Here is a 16,150-nt window from a genome sequence, read left to right as displayed (position 1 = left end):
CCGACCGGCCCATATGCGCCACGTTCTCGCGCCACCAGCGTGCACGAACGTGTTCGGGGCTATCGGGGGAGGAGGAACCATCGCGCCGGCCTCCCCTTGGCAAGGCGGCGGGCGGCTTGTATAGAGCCCGCCACCCTCATTTCCACTCTCCATCACAAGGACGATCTCATGGCGCTCGAACGCACCTTTTCCATGATCAAGCCGGACGCGACCCGTCGCAATCTCACCGGCGCTATCACCAAGATACTGGAAGATGCCGGCCTGCGCGTCGTCGCTTCGCGCCGGGTGTGGATGAGCCGCCGCGAGGCGGAAGGTTTCTATGCCGTCCACAAGGAGCGTCCGTTCTTCGGCGAGCTGGTCGAGTCCATGTCGTCGGGCCCGACAGTCGTGCAGGTGCTGGAAGGCGAGAACGCCATTGCCAAGAACCGCGAAGTGATGGGCGCCACCAATCCGGCAAGCGCAGCCGAAGGCACCATCCGCAAGCTGCACGCGCTGTCGATCGGCGAGAATTCCGTGCATGGTTCCGATGCGCCGGAAACCGCCGCGCAGGAGATCAAATACTGGTTCTCGGACACCGAGATCGTCGGCTGAGCCGGCATCCCGAACCCCATAAAAGAGGCCGGCGCAACGCCGGCCTTTTTTGCTAAAGCGCGTCGCGTTCGACCGGCCTCCTGCGACGCGCTTTAGGTTTCTTGTCTTGATGCATGTCGTTATCGCAAAACCGCTGCACACTTTTGCGCGACATGCAGTGGCGGACATTTTCAGCTTCAGGCTCCTCGACGGGTCACGGGTGCGTTAAGCTCGGAGGGGCGGATCAAACGCGGTCCCGACAATGGAGCCGACCAGGCCATGACCAGCACCATTCCCGGTTTCTTCCAAGGCACCGAAATGCCAACCGGCGGCTGGTGGGAAGCGCTGTGGCCCGAGCCCGCCAGCGTCCTGGCGGCAGTCGGCATGAAGCCCGGCACGGACGTGGTCGATCTCTGCTGCGGCGACGGCTGGTTCACGCTGCCAATCGCCAGGGTCGCCCGTCATGTGATCGCTATCGACATCGATGCCGATCTGCTCGAAGTCGCCAGGCGGCGGCTGGCCGAAGGAGGCGCTGGCAATTGCGAGTTTTTGGCGGGCGACGCCTATGACCTTGCCAGGCTGGTGCCTCAAACCGTCGACTTCGTCTTTATCGCCAACGCTTTCCACGGCGTTCCGGATCGGCCGCGGCTTGCCCGCGCCGTGCGCGCGACGCTTGGCCCTGCCGGTCGTTTTGCCATCGTCAACTGGCACCAGTATCCGCGCGAGCAGACCACGGTCCTGGGCGAGCCGCGCGGGCCAAAGACCGAGCTGAGGCTGTCACCCGAACAGACCACCGCGTCGGTGGAAGCGAGCGGGTTCAAGCTCGCCGAGCTGGTCGACATACCGCCCTACCACTACGGCGCGGTATTCAAACTCGCGACAAATTGACAATGCCTGGTGTAGGCGGTCGTCGCCCGATAGATCTCGCCCGCCGCCCCCTAGCGGCGGGTTCTGCCAGTCTATTTCGCCTCGCGTTCCTTCACGTTCGCATGTTCGTTCGCCGCTTCCGTGTCGGTGGACGGGGTCTTGGTCTCTTCACCTGAAAACGGGCTGCCCTGCCCCGGTGCGAGATCGCCGCTATGGCCGGCCTTGTTGGTCTGGAACGGTTGGCTGTCCGCTTTGAGACCGTGGTCAAGAGCATTGACGAGATGGTCGTCCGCCTTGGCAAGGCCGGTAAAGGCAAGGAGCGATGCACCGGTGGCGGCAAGGATAAGCGTGTGCGTTTTCATGTCTGGACTCCTTTGAGTTAAGGCCAGAACGAGCCGCAGCCATTCTGGCGGCTTCAACGAAGGGACAAACGTCCCTTTTGCCTTACCCGCCATTTATGAAGAACTAACGCGCCCCCTGCCCGGCCTATTCCCGCTGAAACACAACGTGATCGGCATGCAGCTGCCGCAGAGAGTAATCGGCTTGGGTGATGCGCTAGCTCGCGGCGTTGAAGCGCAGAATGTCGCGGCCGCCGCTGTCAATGATGACAAGCTTGCCGGCGTCGACGTGGTAGGATGCCGCCTTGGCCAGCGCCTCGAACAGCGCCTTTTCCTCGGCCATGACCTGAGGCGCGCAGGCCTTGAAGGTCGAGCCGATGTCGCTGATGGCGATCGTCGAGCCGTCTACCTTGGCAGTGGCGAAATAGACGTTGCAAGGGCCGCTGCCGCCGGCCTTGCCGGCTTCGCTGATCCGGAATGTCGCCCGCGGCTCGGCAATCACGCCGACACCGTCGATATATTCGACCAGCCAGCTTTGGCCGAACACCGAAGCTGCCGCCGGCGCATCGCTCGGCGCCGCCATTTTCAGCATGATGGTCTGTGGCGCGTCGCTGAGCGGGTCGACCTGGTGGCGCGCATCTGTGACGAACAGCAGCCGGTCGTCGACAGTGATGCGCGCCTGCAGCGCGTAGGTCATATCAGGCCGGATCACCTGCGGATCGAAGCTGATCTCGAACTTGATCGGCACCTGGCCGGCCGGCACCACCTTGCGCTCACCGATGATTGCGGCCGGCGCGTCGGCCAGCGACACGTCGGCAAGCTGCACGGAAAGCACGGCATTGGGCGGCAGCGCGATGCGCTCGCGATACATCACCTCGCCCTTGAGGGTCTTTTCGGCAGCCGCGGAATGATCCGGAATGGCCAGGATGCCGACGGCCAGCGGCACCAGTCCGAAGATGAAGAACTCGGCAATCCTGTCCAGCATGATCCTGCTCCCCTTCCGGCGAAGGGTCTCGCAGGATTGCGGTCAATGAATGGCTGGCCGGGTATGGGATGGCTGTCGCAGGGATTTATTTGGACGGCGGCTGCTTCCAGCGGCTCGCCGCCTTGTCGTCTGCCTCCTTGGCGTCGACCCAGCCGCCTTCGGAACCGTCGCTATGGTGTTCCTTTTTCCAGAACGGCGCCCGTGATTTCAAATAGTCCATCAGGAAATTCGCGGCCTCGAACGCCGCCTGCCGGTGGGCGGAAGCGGCCACCACCAGCACGATGTTTTCGCCGGGCGCGATCTTGCCGTGGCGATGGATGACGGTGAGCCCCTGCAGCGGCCAGCGCTCGATTGCCTCGCCGGCAATGCGGGAAATCTCGGCTTCGGCCATGCCGGGATAATGTTCGAGCTCGAGCGCGGAGAGCCTGCCTTGCTCGTCGCGGCAAAGGCCGGAGAAGGTCACCACAGCGCCGATGTCGTTGCGATCCCTGGTCAGCCTGGCGATCTCGGCGGCGACGTCGAAATCCTCCGCCTGGATGCGCACGACAGGCACCACCGCGGACATGGTTCAGCCACCGGTCATCGGCGGGAACAGCGCGATCTCGCGCGCGCCGGCAATCTTCTCGCGGTGCTCGACATGTTCCTGGTTGATGGCGACGCGGATCACGTCAGGATATTGCAGCGCGTTCTCGTACTCCTCGCCGCGCGATTTCAGCCAGCGCAACAGGTCGGCGACCGTTTCGATGCCGGCCGGCAGTTCGACCTCTTCCTCCGGTCTGCCGATCCGCTCGCGCACCCAGGCGAAATAGATGAGCTTCGTCGACATTTTATTCATCCATGATGTGCTTGAGGCCGGCGCGGAAATAGTCGTAGCCGGTGTAGAGCGTCACCAGGGCTGCGATCCACAGCAGCACCAGCCCGGTCTGGGTGGTCAGCGGGAAGATCTTGTCGCCGGCGGGACCTGCCAGCAGGAAGGCGATGGCGATCATCTGGATGGTGGTCTTCCATTTGGCGAGCTGCGTCACCGGCACCGAAACCTTCAAGGCCGCCAGATATTCGCGCAGGCCCGAGACCAGGATCTCGCGGCACAGGATGATGATCGCCGCCCATAGCGACCAGCCGGCGATGCCGGCATGGCGGTCGGTGTCGGCGGCAAGCAGCAGCAGGCAAGTGGCGACCAGCAGCTTGTCGGCGATCGGGTCGAGCATCTTGCCGATGTTGGAGGTCTGCTGCCAGGCGCGCGCCAGATAGCCGTCGAAGTAATCGGTGATCGAGGCGAGCAGGAAAATGATGAGCGCCGACCAGCGCGCGAAGTCGCTCGATTTCAGATGCCCTTCCAGGAAGAAGCACAGCACCACCAGCGGCACCGCCAGGATGCGGGCATAAGTGAGCATGTTGGGCAGGTTGAACGCGCGCTGAGCCATGTTTTGGGAACTCTTTCTGCCTGCTTAGTCAAATCAGAAGCGAATGTGGGGGGTCAACAGGCCAGAATCGATTAGCCAGCCGAAATATCGGCAATAGGGGCTTAGCTCTCGTGAAAATGATTGTAGACCAATTTCGCCACCTGCTCGGAAATGCCGTCGACCTTGACCAGGTCCTCGACGGCGGCGCGGCTGACCGCCTTGGCCGTACCAAAATGCATCAGCAGCGCGCGCTTGCGGCCGGGGCCGATGCCGCTGATCTCGTCGAGCGGGCTCTTGACCATCTCCTTCTTGCGGCGGGCGCGGTGCGAACCGATGGCGAAACGATGGACCTCGTCGCGCAGCCGCTGGACGAAATAGAGGACCGGATCGCGTACGGGCAGCGAGAATGGGGCCTTGCCCTTGACGAAGAAGCGTTCGCGGCCTGCATCACGGTCCTGACCCTTGGCGATGCCGATGGCCACGACGCGGTCCTCGATGCCGAGATCGGCGAGGATCTTGCGCACCGCCGTCATCTGCCCTTGGCCGCCGTCGATGAGGATGACGTCGGGCCAGGCCGGGAAGCCGCCGGCGTCCTCGATATCGTCGCCCGGTCCGGTAGGGCCCGCCTCGTCCGCGCCCTCGGTTTGCGGGGCATCGCCATGTTCCTTCAACAGCCGCGAGAAGCGCCGCTGCATCACCTCGCGCATCATGCCGAAATCGTCGCCCGGCGTGATCTCGGTCGAGCGGATGTTGAACTTTCGATACTGGTTCTTCACAAAACCTTCCGGCCCGGCGACGACCATGGCGCCGACGGCGTTGGTGCCCATGATGTGCGAGTTGTCATAGACCTCGATGCGCACCGGCGGTTTTTCCACGCCGAAGGTCTCGGCAAAGCCAGTGAGCAGCCGCGCCTGGGTCGAGGTTTCGGCGAGCCGCCGGCCGAGCGCCTCGCGCGCGTTCTGCAGCGCGTTGTCGGTCAGGTCCTTCTTCTCGCCGCGCTGCGGCACGGAGATCGACACCTTGCGGCCGGCGCGGGTGGAGAGGGCCTCCGCCAGCAAGTCCTGGTCCTCGACGCCATGCGACAACAGGATGGTGCGCGGCGTCGGCTTGTCGTCGTAGAACTGCGCCAGGAACGATCCCAGCACCTCGCCGGCTTCGAGCGCCGGATCGGCCTTGGGAAAATAGGCGCGGTTGCCCCAGTTCTGGCCGGTGCGGAAGAAGAACACCTGGATGCAGACCTGGCCGCCCTCCTGATGGATGGCGAAGACATCGGCCTCGTCGACGGTCTGCGGATTGATGCCTTGATGGCTCTGCACATGCGACAGCGCCGCCAGCCGATCGCGATAGATGGCGGCGCGTTCGAAATCGAGGTTCTCCGAAGCCTGCTGCATGGCGGCGGAGATCTCCGTCTTCACCTTCTGGCTGCGGCCGGAGAGAAAATCCTTCGCCTCGGCGACAAGCCTTGCATAGTCGCCGTGCGAGATTTCGCCGGTGCACGGGCCGGCGCAGCGCTTGATCTGGAACAAAAGGCAAGGCCGGGTGCGGTTCTCGTAGAAGGAGTCGGTGCAGCTCCTGAGCAGGAAGGCGCGCTGCAGCGAGTTGATGGTACGGCCAACTGCGCCGGCCGAGGCGAACGGGCCGAAATAATCGCCCTTGCGCGAGCGCGCGCCGCGGTGCTTGTAAATACCGGGCGAGACATGATCGCCGGTCAACAGGATATAGGGGAACGACTTGTCGTCGCGCATCAGCACGTTGAAGCGTGGCCGCAAGCGCTTGATGAGGTTGGCTTCAAGCAGCAGCGCTTCGATCTCGGTACGGGTGACGACGAACTCCATGGTCGACGTCTCGCGCACCATGCGGCCGATGCGGCTGGTGTGGAACCGGCCTTGCGCGTAGCTGGTGACCCGCTTCTTCAGGCTGCGTGCCTTGCCGACATAGAGCACGTCGCCGGCGGCATTCATCATGCGGTAGACGCCGGGCGCATTGGGCAGCCGCTTTACCAGCGTCTGGATCACCTCGGCGCCGACCATGCCGTCGGCGTCGCCGGCATGCGGGGTCCAGTCGATGGCGGTGAAGGTAACGTCCGGACCGCTGGCTGCAGGCTCGACGACTTCCTCGGCCGCCTCGTCCTCGAGGTCGATTTCGGGCGGCAGGTCGTCGGCGCCACCGCGCGTTTTTTGTTTCTGGTCCATGGGGCTCATTCCGTCATGCCTGTCACATCGGGCGTCTGCCATGCAAGATGCTGGCCGCCGTCAAGCGCGATCATCTGGCCGGTGACCGAGCGTGCCGCCCAGAGATAACGGATAGTGGCACCGAATTCCGGCAATTCCGGGCCGCGTTTCAGGATCAGCCCGGCAATCTGGGCATCGAAATCGCTGTCGTGCTGGCGCGTGTTCTTCAAGGTCGGGCCAGGACCAATGGCGTTGACACGGATGCGGGGACCCAGCGCCTGCGCCATCATCTCGGTCGCCGCCCACAAGGTCGACTTCGACAGCGCATAGGAAAAATAACGCGGCGTCGGTCGCCAGACGCGCTGATCGATCATGTTGACGATCAGCCCCTCACTGTTCTGCGGCAAGGCCCGGGCGAAAGTCTGCGCCAACAGCGCCGGCGCCTTGACATGCATGGCGAAATGGCGATCCCAGGCCGGCCAGTCGAAATCCTCAACGCTGTCGTGCTCGAACAGCGAGGCGTTGTTGACCAGCAGCGACACCGGCCCGAGCGCCGCCGCCGCGCGACCGACCAGGTCGCCGACGGCGTCCATCTCGGTCAGGTCGGCAGCAATCACTGCGGCCCGGCCATGTCGACCAAAATGACCACTGGTGATCTGGGCCGCCAGTTCCTCCGCCTCGGCCAGCGAGCGATTGCAATGAATGGCGACGGCAAAACCATGCGCGGCAAGATCTTCGACGATCGCCCTGCCGATCCGCTTCGCCCCGCCCGTCACCAGTGCCGTCGCGGCGACCTTGCTCATCTGTCAATCCTTAATCCGATGCCGATTCCGACCTGCCGGGATCGCGCCGGCAAATTATGGCCCGCCAAGCGTTAAATCCCATTTCCACCTGGGGCAGGATTGTGGCAAAGTGGCCGGTGGGCGTTTTGGCTCGACCGGAATTCGGGCCAGCCCGCCCGCAATATAGGGCGCTGGAGCCCTTACACCAAGCCGTGTGCAGTGCAGCACGGCGAACCTGCTGACATTCGCTGTTGCGAAGATGCAACGTCAAGGTTCTGCCTCATTCGTGCCAGGTAATGACCCAAGTTCAGGTTCGCTTCAGCCGCATTTCGACACGACATTTGGAACCGTTGAACGCCGGATCCGTTTCACCCCCCGGACGGGTTGAGGGCGCTCATGAAAAAACAAGCCTGTGTCCTGTGGCTTAAGGAGTAAAGAACAATGCAAGCCAATCTTAAATTTGCGCGACCGCTCGCGGTGGCGTTTGGGCTGTTCGCCCTCGGCGGAACCGCCTATGCCGCGGACGTGGTTCAGGAAGAGCCGCCGGCACCTGCCCCGATCGCAGAACTTCCGGTCGCATCCTGGGCTGGTCCCTATGCCGGTGTGAGCGTCGGCTACGGCTTCGCTGGCCACGCCAAAGCCAAAGACATTGGCGTCGACGTCGACACCAAGGGTTTTGTCGGCGGTGTCTTCGGCGGCTATAACTGGCAGCAGGAGAACTTCGTCTACGGTGCCGAAGCCGATATCGGCTACAACGGCGTCAAGGGCGACGATGCCGGCATCGAGGCCAAGGGTGGCTTCGAGGGCTCGCTGCGTGCCCGTCTCGGCTACGCTGTCACCCCGGACATCCTGCTCTACGGCACCGCCGGTGGCGCGCTGAAGAACCAGAAGATTGAAGCTGCCGGCGTAAGCGACACCAACACGCAGTTTGGCTGGACAGCCGGCGTGGGTACCGACATCAAGATCACCGACAATGTGTTCGGCCGTGTCGAGTATCGTTACACGGACTTCGGCAGGAAGGACTTCGACGGTATCGGCAAGGTCAAGTCGACCGACAATCGCGTCACCTTCGGCGTCGGTATGAAGTTCTAAGTCGTCCAAGCCACGACACGAAAAAGCCGGGCCTCGCGCCCGGCTTTTTTTGTTGGCATCGGTTGAGACCGCTTGTCCTCAAGCCGGGATAGCGGGCTTCAGCTCCGGGAATTTCTCGTCGAAGCGTGCCGCCCAGCGCGTCAGCCGGCCGCGGCCCTTTTCCCATTTTCCAGCGAAGCGCAGCGAGAGATAGCCGAGGCAGGCGCGCAGTGCGATCTGGCCGAGGGTGATTTTCTTCGGCAGCTTCGGCGGGTTCGCGTTGAGCAGATCGAGCGCGGCCGAAATCTTCGTCCACTGGCGCTCGAGCCAAGGCTGGTAGACCATCTCTTCCGGCCGTGTGCGCCGCTCATAGACCATCGACAGCGCGCAGTCGCAGATGCCGTCGGCCAATGCCTCCAGCACCTCCGCCTCAAGGCGCTTGTCGGGATTGCGCGGAAACAATGCGTTCTTCGACATCCGGTTGAGATGCTGGGTGATGGCGCGGCTGTCGTGGACCGAGCGGCCGTCATCGAGCACCAGCACCGGGATCTTGCCGAGCGGATTGGCGCCGATCAGTTCGGCCGGCCTTTCCTCGGTCTTTATCGGCACGAGATCGACCGCAATGCGGGCATGAAGTGCTGCCATGCGCACCTTGGAACTGTAGGGGGAAGTAGACGCGTAGAGCAGTCTGGGCATTGTCGATTCCTGTTTGCCGGCTACAGCTCCATATGCCCCGTTGGACGCGCAAAAGGACGCTGTAGCATTGTGACTTCGCGCATGACCCTCACCGAAAATCGATTCCGACAGGGAGCTCGTGCGTGGGCACTGTTGACCGATCATGCAGGGTTCATCAACGGCCAGAGGCGGAAAACCGCGCCGCCAGCGTATAACCATTGTCTCGACGTCAATCGCGATGTGATAAGCCGCAGTGCGGCAGACGCGAGCAGGTCGGACAATCCAAATCCGATTAGCTACCAACTCGGCCTTGCACCGAAGGTTGGTTTTGGCAGCCACGAAAATCCCACCGGACTTCGCCGCATGGCGAAGTCCTGGGAGCTGCGAAAAGACGTCTTCCTCCCGCCTCTTTCTGGTCCTGCCCGACTGTCAACCAAGAAGCGAGGCGCCTGTCCGGCATCCCGCCCTGGCTGTCTTGAGTACTGTCCCCTGCGACAGCAGGACCGCGACTACTTCTTGGCCTTCGCCTTTGCGGGCGCTGCCTTCGGCTTGGCCGCGGGCGCTGCTTTCTTCACTGCTGCAGAAGATTTCGCAGCGGCGGCCTTTGCCGGTGCTGCCTTCTTCGCAGCGGGCTTCGCCACGGCCTTTGCAGCCGGCTTCTTGGCCGGTGCCGCCTTCTTGGCCGGTGCAGCCTTGGCCTTGGCCGGTGCTGCTTTTGCCTTGGCAGGTGCTGCTTTCTTCACGGCCGGTTTTGCCGCGGCCTTGGCGGCTGGCTTTTTGGCCGGCGCTGCTTTTGCCTTAGGCGCGGCGGCTTTCGCTTTGGCAGCGGGTGCTGCTTTCTTCACAGCAGTTGCGGCCTTTGCCGCGGCTGCTTTTGCTGGTGCTTTCTTTGCCGGTGACTTTGCCGGTGCCTTGGATGCCGGCGCTTTGGATGACTGCTTAGCCATATCATGCCCCTTCCGTTGTGCCGACGGCCGTTATTGACCCGGCGCGCATTGCATATCTGACTCGCGGCTTGCTAGCCAGCGAAGCATTAGAATGATTTTTGCAGCTTAAGTTTTGGTTACGGCGAGCGCGCGACCATTTTACCCGCGCAAAAATCGGCTGCGAATCTTTGTGTCCCGCAGCGAAGTTCTGCGACAGAAATTCTGGTCGCTCTATCTCGACCGGTCTTCTCGTCAAGCTCAGGACCTTTTCGACCTGCTTTGCGCTTCAACGTCCGACGCTCGGCGCGAACATTGTCAAGAGCGAAGGCGGTCGCCCGCCTCGTCTTGTCCGAAACGATAAACTACAGGTAAGTAGGAAGCAACGCGACGAGCACGCCGCTGCACTATCTTGCACGACGCGATGAAAGTAAGCAGATAGCTCGCATTTCTAAAGGACAGGATATCGTTCGATAGATCCGGTCGAGCCGACCGTGATCGAAAGCGCTCGGCCGTTCAGGCGCCGAGCGGTTCACGGCTTATCTGCAGCCGGCGCGAAGGCTCGGCCCTGTGGAGATGGACGGCGAAGGTATCCCATGGCGGCATGACCGAAATCTGCGCCAGGATGCGCCCCGCTTCACCGCGATGATAGCCGCCGTGCAGTACGACGTGGGTCAGCATTTCCTGTCGCGACATCAATGCCTTATCCCCGTCGGTGAACACGAATGCGACGGGCTCGGACAGCTGCCGCGACGAAACGGTTTCGAGATAATCGAGATACCAGCGATCGGTCGCTGCGACCGCGGCGCGAAGTTCGTCGAACGCCGGCGTGTCCTCGGTGGTGTCGGCGGAGTAGCCATGGCTTGCGTCAACCAGGTGCGCCGAGAATATCCGCGACACCACATGGCTGTGATCGACGAGCCGTATCACGGCCTGCCGTTCCTTGCCGTGAACATGCGGGTCGAGACTCGCCAGCTTTTCCAGCAGTTCGTCATTGGCCCAGGCCTGATAGGCAAACAGGCTGCGAAGCAGAGCGAGCGCATTCATGGTCGGTGTCCTTTTCCGGAAATGCGAGTATGTTGTTTATATTTTCAGGAGAATGGGCGAACGTGTCTACTCGCATTGCAAAACCGCATCCGCGCATGCGCAAACAGCCGCGCCAGGCGCGTTCCAGAGCAACCGTCGAGGCGATCATCGAGGCGGCGGCTCATGTTCTGAGCGGGCTGGGGTGGGCCGGCTTCACCACCAACAAGGTTGCCGAGACAGCAGGTGTAAGCATCGGCACGCTCTACCAGTATTTTCCCGACAAGCTTTCCCTGCTCGCTGCCGTCCGGCGCCGTCACTTCGATCATGTGCTGTCGGTCATTCGCGATTCGGCGGAAGACCAAAAGCCGCTCAGGAAATTCGCGCAGGAGCTGGTGCGCGGCATGATCGCCGCGCACAGCATTCACCCGACACTACATCAGGTGCTGCTCGACGAGGCGCCGGGCGATCGCGGCTCCAGGGCCGCCCATGCTTCGTTCCAGGCACAATACCTCAACCACTATGCGACTGCTGTCGCCACTTATCGCAAGCCAAGGAAAGGCGCCGACATGCAGACCGTGGCGCGCGTGCTGTCGTCAGCGATCGAAGGTGTGATCCACAACGCGGCACGCCGGAACATGCTCGCCGCGCCGGAGCTGCAAAAGCAACTCGTCGAACTGGTCTGCGCCTACCTATCGGGAGCAGGCCGCATCGGTCGATAGCGCATGGCACGGCGGAAGTCGGGATTTCTGTGTGTCGTTCAAACCCGGCTTATGAGGTGCGGCAAGGACGATGCCAACAATGCCGCACCTGATGCGGCCAAGAGTGCGAGGACGATCTTTCGAAAAGTCGCCTCGCTAACGCCGATGTAGAGTCTCGCGCCAAGGAGTGTTGGTATCAACATCGCCGGCGCGACGACGGCAAACATCGGCAGCATTTCGAGCTTGATCTTTCCGGCCGCAAGATAGGCAGCCATCGTCATGGAGAGGGTCACAAGGTTGAAATTCTGGATGACAATACGCTGCCTGTCCTTTTCCCATTGGCGCAGCACGCACCACAGCGTTGGAACCGGGCCGGTGAAGCCGCCAAGTCCACCCATGACGCCGCCGACCAGACCTATTGCACCGTCTGCAACAGGACCCCCGACCGTGATGGGAGGGAGGCGACGCGCAAAGAGCATCAAGGGACACCAAACGACCAGCAGCGCTCCGAAGACCAACTTGAACAACTGCACATCCAGCAAGGGCAGGATGGCGACACCGACCGGAATCCCGATGATCCCCCCGATCAGGAATGGCAGCAGAAGCTTGAGGTCGAAGCCCCGGCGGACGGTGACGGCGGCGATGATCTGGCCGGTGAGCGCCCCAAAGACCGCCATGGCGGCAGCAAGCTGGGGCTCCACGGTCCAAACCCAAAACGACATGGCAACCAGACTGAAAGCGAACCCGGACAGCCCCTGGACGAAGCCTGCAAAGACCGCGCCGAGAGCAACAGTATAAACAAGCGAATCCATGTGGTGCTGTTTCCCCGCAAACTCGTGACAGCAGATCGCGCTTCCCGCGAATGCTGCGCCGCATGGAAACGGTGACGGTCGATCAGGTGGCCGGTGCTAAAAAGTCGGAATCAGCGAGTGCGCGATCAGCGCAGGACGCGGCAGCGGCCGTTGTAGACCATCCAGCGGTCGAAGCCCGAGACGCAGAATTCGACATTGTCGCCGATCGAGGCAAAACCCTGGCCTTCCTCGATCAGGTACCAGATGGTGCGGGCGCCGCCGTCGGAGAGGCTGACGGTGGCGCCGCAATAACGGCGGCCGATCGGCCAGGTGTCGTCGGCCGGCAGATAGCGATGCTGGTGGATGCGCTGGAAGTCGACGATCTGCACATCCGGCAGATGCGGCACGTGATGCACCTGATAGGAGAAGCGGTCGGTGATCTTGTTCAGCACCCAGGCCTCGCCGCAGACGCCGCTATCCTCGTCGGTATAGATTGCAAGGTCGGCCGCCTGGACTGCCTGGGTGACGCCAAGAGGTGCGGCCAGCGGCGTGCAAAAGGCGAGCAGTGCGGCAAGGGCGGATTGGGCGAAGCGAGTCATGGCAGCCTCTCAAGGTCGACTGCGCGCACTGTGCGGATTCGCTGACGCGCGGTCAAGCGGTTGTAGCGACCGTGGTTGTGGTGACGATGGTTGCGCTGACGGAACGGCAGGGCCGCGCCCTCAAACTACTGTCCCGCCAGCCAGTCCAGCGTCCAATGCGACGGCTGCTCAAGTGCAAGCAGCCGGTGCAGCGCCGGCAGCAGCGTCCGTAACTCGCCTTCCAGCGTGAAGGGCGGATTGACCACCACCATGCCGCAGCCGTCGAGGCTCGGCTCGACGGCGTCCGGCCTGATCTCAAAACCGATGTCGAGCAGCTTCGAAATGCCCGTCTGCTTCAGCGCCTTGCGGAAGGCGGCGACCGCCCTGCGGTCCTTGAGCGGATACCACAGCGCGTAAATCCCTCCTGGCCAGCGCCGATGGGCTCTTTGCAGCCCGTCGACCAAGCGACCGAACTCGCCCTCTTCCTCGAAAGGCGGATCGATGAGCACGAGGCCGCGCTTTTCCTTTGGCGGCAGATGCGCGCCGAGGGCCAGCCAGCCGTCGAGCTCGATCACCCGGGTCTGGAAGTCGCCGTCGAACAGCGCCTTCAGCCTGGCGGCATCCTTAGGGTGCAGTTCGACCGCCGACAGCCGGTCCTGCTTGCGCATGAGGTGCCGGGCGATCAACGGCGAACCCGGATATTTTTTCACGCCGCCGTCCGGATTGAGCGAATGGACGGCTTCAAGATACGGCGCCAGCAGTGCCGCCGCCGGCGCATCGAGTGCGGCGTCGACCAGCCGGCCGATGCCGCCTTGCCATTCGCCCGTCTTTTGCGCTTCGGTCGAGGACAGATCGTAGCGGCCGATGCCGGCATGGGTGTCGATGACCCGAAACGCCTTGTCCTTCTGCTTCAGATATTCGATCAGCCGGCTGAGCACGACATGCTTGACGATGTCGGCGAAGTTCCCGGCATGGTAGGCATGACGATAGTTCAATTGGAGCCCCTGCCCCAGCGCGGCGGTGGCGGCTGCGAGTTTGGATTTTCCGGCCGACGGCCGCCGAAACGGAATGCCAGCACCAGCCCGACCAGGCCGGCCGCCATCAGGGAAAAACCGACCGGGCGCGCCCGGCGGTCGACCTCGCCGGCACCCGAGCGCAGGACGAGATCGACGGCCCGCATCGGAATGCCTTCGGCGTCGCCCGGACCGACGGTGAAGATGTAGGAACCAGGGGTAACGGTCGGGATCAGGCCGGCCTCGTCGCGAAAGATCCTGTCCGGCAGTTGCGGGCTGACCTGGCGCGGATTGTCGGAGTGATTGAACTGCAGCGTCGAGGCGAGCACCGTCCTGCCGCCGGTGGCGGCAGTGAGGGTCAACACAGTGCGCTGCTGCGAGACGATGCGCTCGGCTCTCGCCGTAAGGTCGACCAGCACGCGTAGCGGCCCGTCGCGTGCGCTCAGGGGCACGGTCACCGGGTTGAACCGGCCCTGGTCGTAAACCCGCCAGATGCCGATCTCACGGCCGGAGAAATTGGTCATCGCCCAGGGATAGACGACGCAGATGCCGGTACCGATGAGCAGTATCAGGGCGAACAGGGAGCGCATGAGGTCAAGACCCGGTGTTCGGCGCGCTGGCGCAGTCGCGGGCGTTCTCCATTTCGTCCAGGAGCATGTCAAGGCCGAGATCAAACGTCCGGTCGAATTCGGCGGTGCCGAAATAACGCCCGGCCGCAGCTACTTTTGGAAAATCCTGCGCCAGTTGCTCGTCGCTGACGATGGTCACGGCCGAAGGCCCCTTTGCATAGCCGGCAGTCTCGTCGAGGATGGCACCCATCAGATAATAGCCGGTGGTGCGGAACAGCCGCGCGCCCAGTTCCGGTCCGAAGCCGCCGGCCTCGAACACGCCAAGGATGCCGTTCAGCCAAGTGAGACAGGTCGGCGAATTCATCCGGTAGGTTACAAGGAACGTGGCAAAGGCCGGGTGCTCACGCGCGACGCGGCGGAAATCCTGCACGGCAATGCGTAACCTTTGTCGCCAAGGGAGGTCCGCGTCGGGCATTTCGAGGGAGCCGATCAGCCGATCCACCAAGGCTTCGAAGAGATGCGCCACCGAAGGAAAGTGGTGATAGATGCTCATCGCCTCGCAGCCGAGTTCTGCCGCCAGCTTGCGCATCGAAAACCCGGCGAGGCCCTCGCTCTCGATAACCTTCAAAGCCGCATCCTCGATCATCTCGCAAGACAGCCGGCCGCGCAGTCGCTTTTTTTTGATCGATGTGTCCATGGTGCCGCTTGACAACTTACGCTGTAAGGTTCATTTTGACATTACCTTACACCGTAAGGCAAACAAACGCCAGAGGAGAATGTCATGTCTGCCTATCGTACTCTTTCATCAACGCATTCTTCCATCCGCCGCGCCTGCCTGCTCGCCGCCACCTGTGTGCTGACCCTGGCTGCAGCTCCTTCTTATGCCGATGAGTATGACGCGACCGTCAAGGACATCCAGTCGACCATGGGCGGGGTGCCCGGTTTCGTAAAGCAGTTCCCGAAAGCCGGTCTGCCCGGTGCATGGGCCGAGGTCAAGGCCATCCAGCTCAGCGACAAGACGGCGCTGCCGCCGAAGGTCAAGTCGCTGATCTCGCTGGCGGTGGCGGCGCAAATCCCGTGCAACTACTGTATCTGGTCGGACACGCAGGACGCCAAGCGCGCCGGCGCCACCGACGAGGAGATCCAGGAGGCGGTCGCCGTTTCAGCGCTGACCCGCCATTGGAGCACCATCTTCAACGGCATGCAGGTCGATTTCGATACGTTCAGGAAGGAGATGGGCGGGCAGTAATGCTTTCGTTATTAGAGCGGGACGCGTTCAGACTGAATTAGCCTTCCCGCTCCGACTGTTTGTGTGATCCGCCAGCACCTCATTGATGACCCGCCACGATTTTTCCGCCTCGCGCTGGTTGCCGTCATGTCCCGAAGCGACGATCAGCGCCTTCCACAACGCCCAGCCCCGTGCGCGCGCCCAGCTGTGCTCGTCAAGGGCAATGGCGTCGCGGAACGCCTGACGGCTCTCGCCGTAAAATTCCGTCCACGCGATCACCAGATCACAGGCAGGATCGCCGATAGCCGAACTACCGAAATCGACGACCGCGTAGAGCTTGCCATCTTCGACGAGCAGATTGCCCGAGGCGACGTCGCCATGGACCCAGACCGGCGGCGCGTGCCCACCCGGCGGACGGGGCGGGCCCCCCCCCCCCCCGGCGGCGGGGGGGGCGGGTCGGCC

Annotated in this window: 21 protein-coding genes; 6 read left to right on the top strand and 15 right to left on the bottom strand. The window is 62.8% G+C overall.

Annotated elements, in window-relative coordinates; all coding sequences use genetic code 11:
• Nucleotides 1–168 precede the first annotated feature (168 nt).
• Together ndk and NKI47_RS28505 are read left to right on the top strand one after the other, a co-directional pair.
• Nucleotides 169–591 (top strand): nucleoside-diphosphate kinase, encoded by a 423-nt coding sequence (gene ndk, locus NKI47_RS28510; protein ID WP_023677669.1) that lies wholly within the window; start codon nt 169–171, stop codon nt 589–591.
• A gap of 258 nt (nt 592–849) precedes the next feature.
• Nucleotides 850–1,458 carry a class I SAM-dependent methyltransferase gene (locus NKI47_RS28505; protein WP_352594398.1) on the top strand — a complete coding sequence of 203 codons (609 nt, stop codon included), beginning with the start codon at nt 850–852 and terminating at the stop codon, nt 1,456–1,458.
• 71 nt (nt 1,459–1,529) lie between these two features.
• Here NKI47_RS28505 and NKI47_RS28500 read toward each other — a convergent pair whose 3' ends face one another.
• From NKI47_RS28500 to NKI47_RS28470, 7 genes are all read right to left on the bottom strand, one after another.
• Nucleotides 1,530–1,799 carry a hypothetical protein gene (locus NKI47_RS28500; RefSeq protein WP_023677671.1) on the bottom strand — a complete coding sequence of 90 codons (270 nt, stop codon included), beginning with the start codon at nt 1,797–1,799 and terminating at the stop codon, nt 1,530–1,532.
• Nucleotides 1,800–1,992: 193 nt separating this feature from the next.
• Nucleotides 1,993–2,760, bottom strand: coding sequence for a YbaY family lipoprotein (locus NKI47_RS28495; protein WP_352594397.1), 768 nt, complete (start codon nt 2,758–2,760; stop codon nt 1,993–1,995).
• A gap of 85 nt (nt 2,761–2,845) precedes the next feature.
• Nucleotides 2,846–3,325, bottom strand: a complete 480-nt coding sequence (locus NKI47_RS28490; RefSeq protein ID WP_352594396.1) for a molybdenum cofactor biosynthesis protein MoaE — start codon at nt 3,323–3,325, stop codon at nt 2,846–2,848.
• 3 nt (nt 3,326–3,328) lie between these two features.
• Entirely contained in the window at nt 3,329–3,586 is a 258-nt protein-coding gene (moaD, locus tag NKI47_RS28485; RefSeq protein ID WP_023677674.1) for a molybdopterin converting factor subunit 1, read from the bottom strand.
• Between the two features lies 1 nt (nt 3,587).
• On the bottom strand, nt 3,588–4,184 hold the full coding sequence (gene pgsA / locus NKI47_RS28480) for a CDP-diacylglycerol--glycerol-3-phosphate 3-phosphatidyltransferase (RefSeq protein ID WP_352481786.1): 597 nt from the start codon (nt 4,182–4,184) through the stop codon (nt 3,588–3,590).
• Nucleotides 4,185–4,285: 101 nt separating this feature from the next.
• A complete protein-coding gene (uvrC, locus tag NKI47_RS28475) occupies nt 4,286–6,364 on the bottom strand; it encodes an excinuclease ABC subunit UvrC (protein WP_352594395.1) in 2,079 nt (692 codons plus the stop codon).
• Nucleotides 6,361–7,137, bottom strand: a complete 777-nt coding sequence (locus tag NKI47_RS28470; RefSeq protein WP_352594394.1) for an SDR family oxidoreductase — start codon at nt 7,135–7,137, stop codon at nt 6,361–6,363. The genes uvrC and NKI47_RS28470 overlap by 4 nt, the downstream gene beginning before the upstream one ends.
• 420 nt (nt 7,138–7,557) lie before the next feature.
• Between NKI47_RS28470 and NKI47_RS28465 the strand changes: the two genes are divergently transcribed.
• Complete coding sequence (locus tag NKI47_RS28465; protein WP_292662341.1) at nt 7,558–8,208, top strand: outer membrane protein; 651 nt, start codon at nt 7,558–7,560, stop codon at nt 8,206–8,208.
• A 78-nt stretch (nt 8,209–8,286) separates the two neighbouring features.
• Here NKI47_RS28465 and NKI47_RS28460 read toward each other — a convergent pair whose 3' ends face one another.
• Complete coding sequence (locus NKI47_RS28460) at nt 8,287–8,883, bottom strand: glutathione S-transferase family protein (protein WP_352569696.1); 597 nt, start codon at nt 8,881–8,883, stop codon at nt 8,287–8,289.
• Nucleotides 8,884–8,964: 81 nt separating this feature from the next.
• Between NKI47_RS28460 and NKI47_RS28455 the strand changes: the two genes are divergently transcribed.
• The gene (locus NKI47_RS28455) at nt 8,965–9,846 is read left to right on the top strand and encodes a hypothetical protein (RefSeq protein ID WP_352594393.1); all 882 of its coding nucleotides are present in this window, start codon (nt 8,965–8,967) and stop codon (nt 9,844–9,846) included.
• 455 nt (nt 9,847–10,301) lie between these two features.
• Here NKI47_RS28455 and NKI47_RS28450 read toward each other — a convergent pair whose 3' ends face one another.
• The gene (locus tag NKI47_RS28450) at nt 10,302–10,832 is read right to left on the bottom strand and encodes a DinB family protein (protein WP_352594392.1); all 531 of its coding nucleotides are present in this window, start codon (nt 10,830–10,832) and stop codon (nt 10,302–10,304) included.
• A gap of 62 nt (nt 10,833–10,894) precedes the next feature.
• Here NKI47_RS28450 and NKI47_RS28445 point away from each other — a divergent pair, with 62 nt between their 5' ends.
• A complete protein-coding gene (locus NKI47_RS28445) occupies nt 10,895–11,530 on the top strand; it encodes a TetR/AcrR family transcriptional regulator (protein ID WP_502898089.1) in 636 nt (211 codons plus the stop codon).
• Nucleotides 11,531–11,568: 38 nt separating this feature from the next.
• Here the strand turns inward: NKI47_RS28445 and NKI47_RS28440 are convergent, their stop codons facing one another.
• The 5 genes from NKI47_RS28440 to NKI47_RS28420 form a co-directional block, all read right to left on the bottom strand.
• A complete protein-coding gene (locus NKI47_RS28440) occupies nt 11,569–12,321 on the bottom strand; it encodes a sulfite exporter TauE/SafE family protein (RefSeq protein WP_352594391.1) in 753 nt (250 codons plus the stop codon).
• A 125-nt stretch (nt 12,322–12,446) separates the two neighbouring features.
• A complete protein-coding gene (locus NKI47_RS28435) occupies nt 12,447–12,899 on the bottom strand; it encodes a hypothetical protein (protein WP_023677684.1) in 453 nt (150 codons plus the stop codon).
• 125 nt (nt 12,900–13,024) lie between these two features.
• The gene (locus tag NKI47_RS28430) at nt 13,025–13,873 is read right to left on the bottom strand and encodes a 23S rRNA (adenine(2030)-N(6))-methyltransferase RlmJ (protein ID WP_352594390.1); all 849 of its coding nucleotides are present in this window, start codon (nt 13,871–13,873) and stop codon (nt 13,025–13,027) included.
• Nucleotides 13,870–14,481, bottom strand: coding sequence for a hypothetical protein (locus NKI47_RS28425; RefSeq protein WP_352594389.1), 612 nt, complete (start codon nt 14,479–14,481; stop codon nt 13,870–13,872). Before NKI47_RS28425 ends, NKI47_RS28430 begins: the two co-directional genes overlap by 4 nt.
• 4 nt (nt 14,482–14,485) lie before the next feature.
• The gene (locus NKI47_RS28420; protein ID WP_352594388.1) at nt 14,486–15,157 is read right to left on the bottom strand and encodes a TetR/AcrR family transcriptional regulator; all 672 of its coding nucleotides are present in this window, start codon (nt 15,155–15,157) and stop codon (nt 14,486–14,488) included.
• Nucleotides 15,158–15,241: 84 nt separating this feature from the next.
• On the opposite strand from NKI47_RS28420, the gene NKI47_RS28415 reads away from it, so the two are divergent.
• A complete protein-coding gene (locus NKI47_RS28415) occupies nt 15,242–15,709 on the top strand; it encodes a carboxymuconolactone decarboxylase family protein (protein ID WP_352454415.1) in 468 nt (155 codons plus the stop codon).
• A 27-nt stretch (nt 15,710–15,736) separates the two neighbouring features.
• On the opposite strand, the gene NKI47_RS28410 is transcribed toward NKI47_RS28415, so the two are convergent.
• Nucleotides 15,737–16,150: phosphotransferase (locus NKI47_RS28410; protein ID WP_352594387.1), on the bottom strand; the 414-nt coding region annotated here is incomplete at its 5' end.

The organism is Mesorhizobium sp. M0633 (assembly GCF_040320645.1).
GTDB lineage: Bacteria > Pseudomonadota > Alphaproteobacteria > Rhizobiales > Rhizobiaceae > Mesorhizobium.
This window is presented reverse-complemented; position numbering and strand designations above follow the sequence as displayed.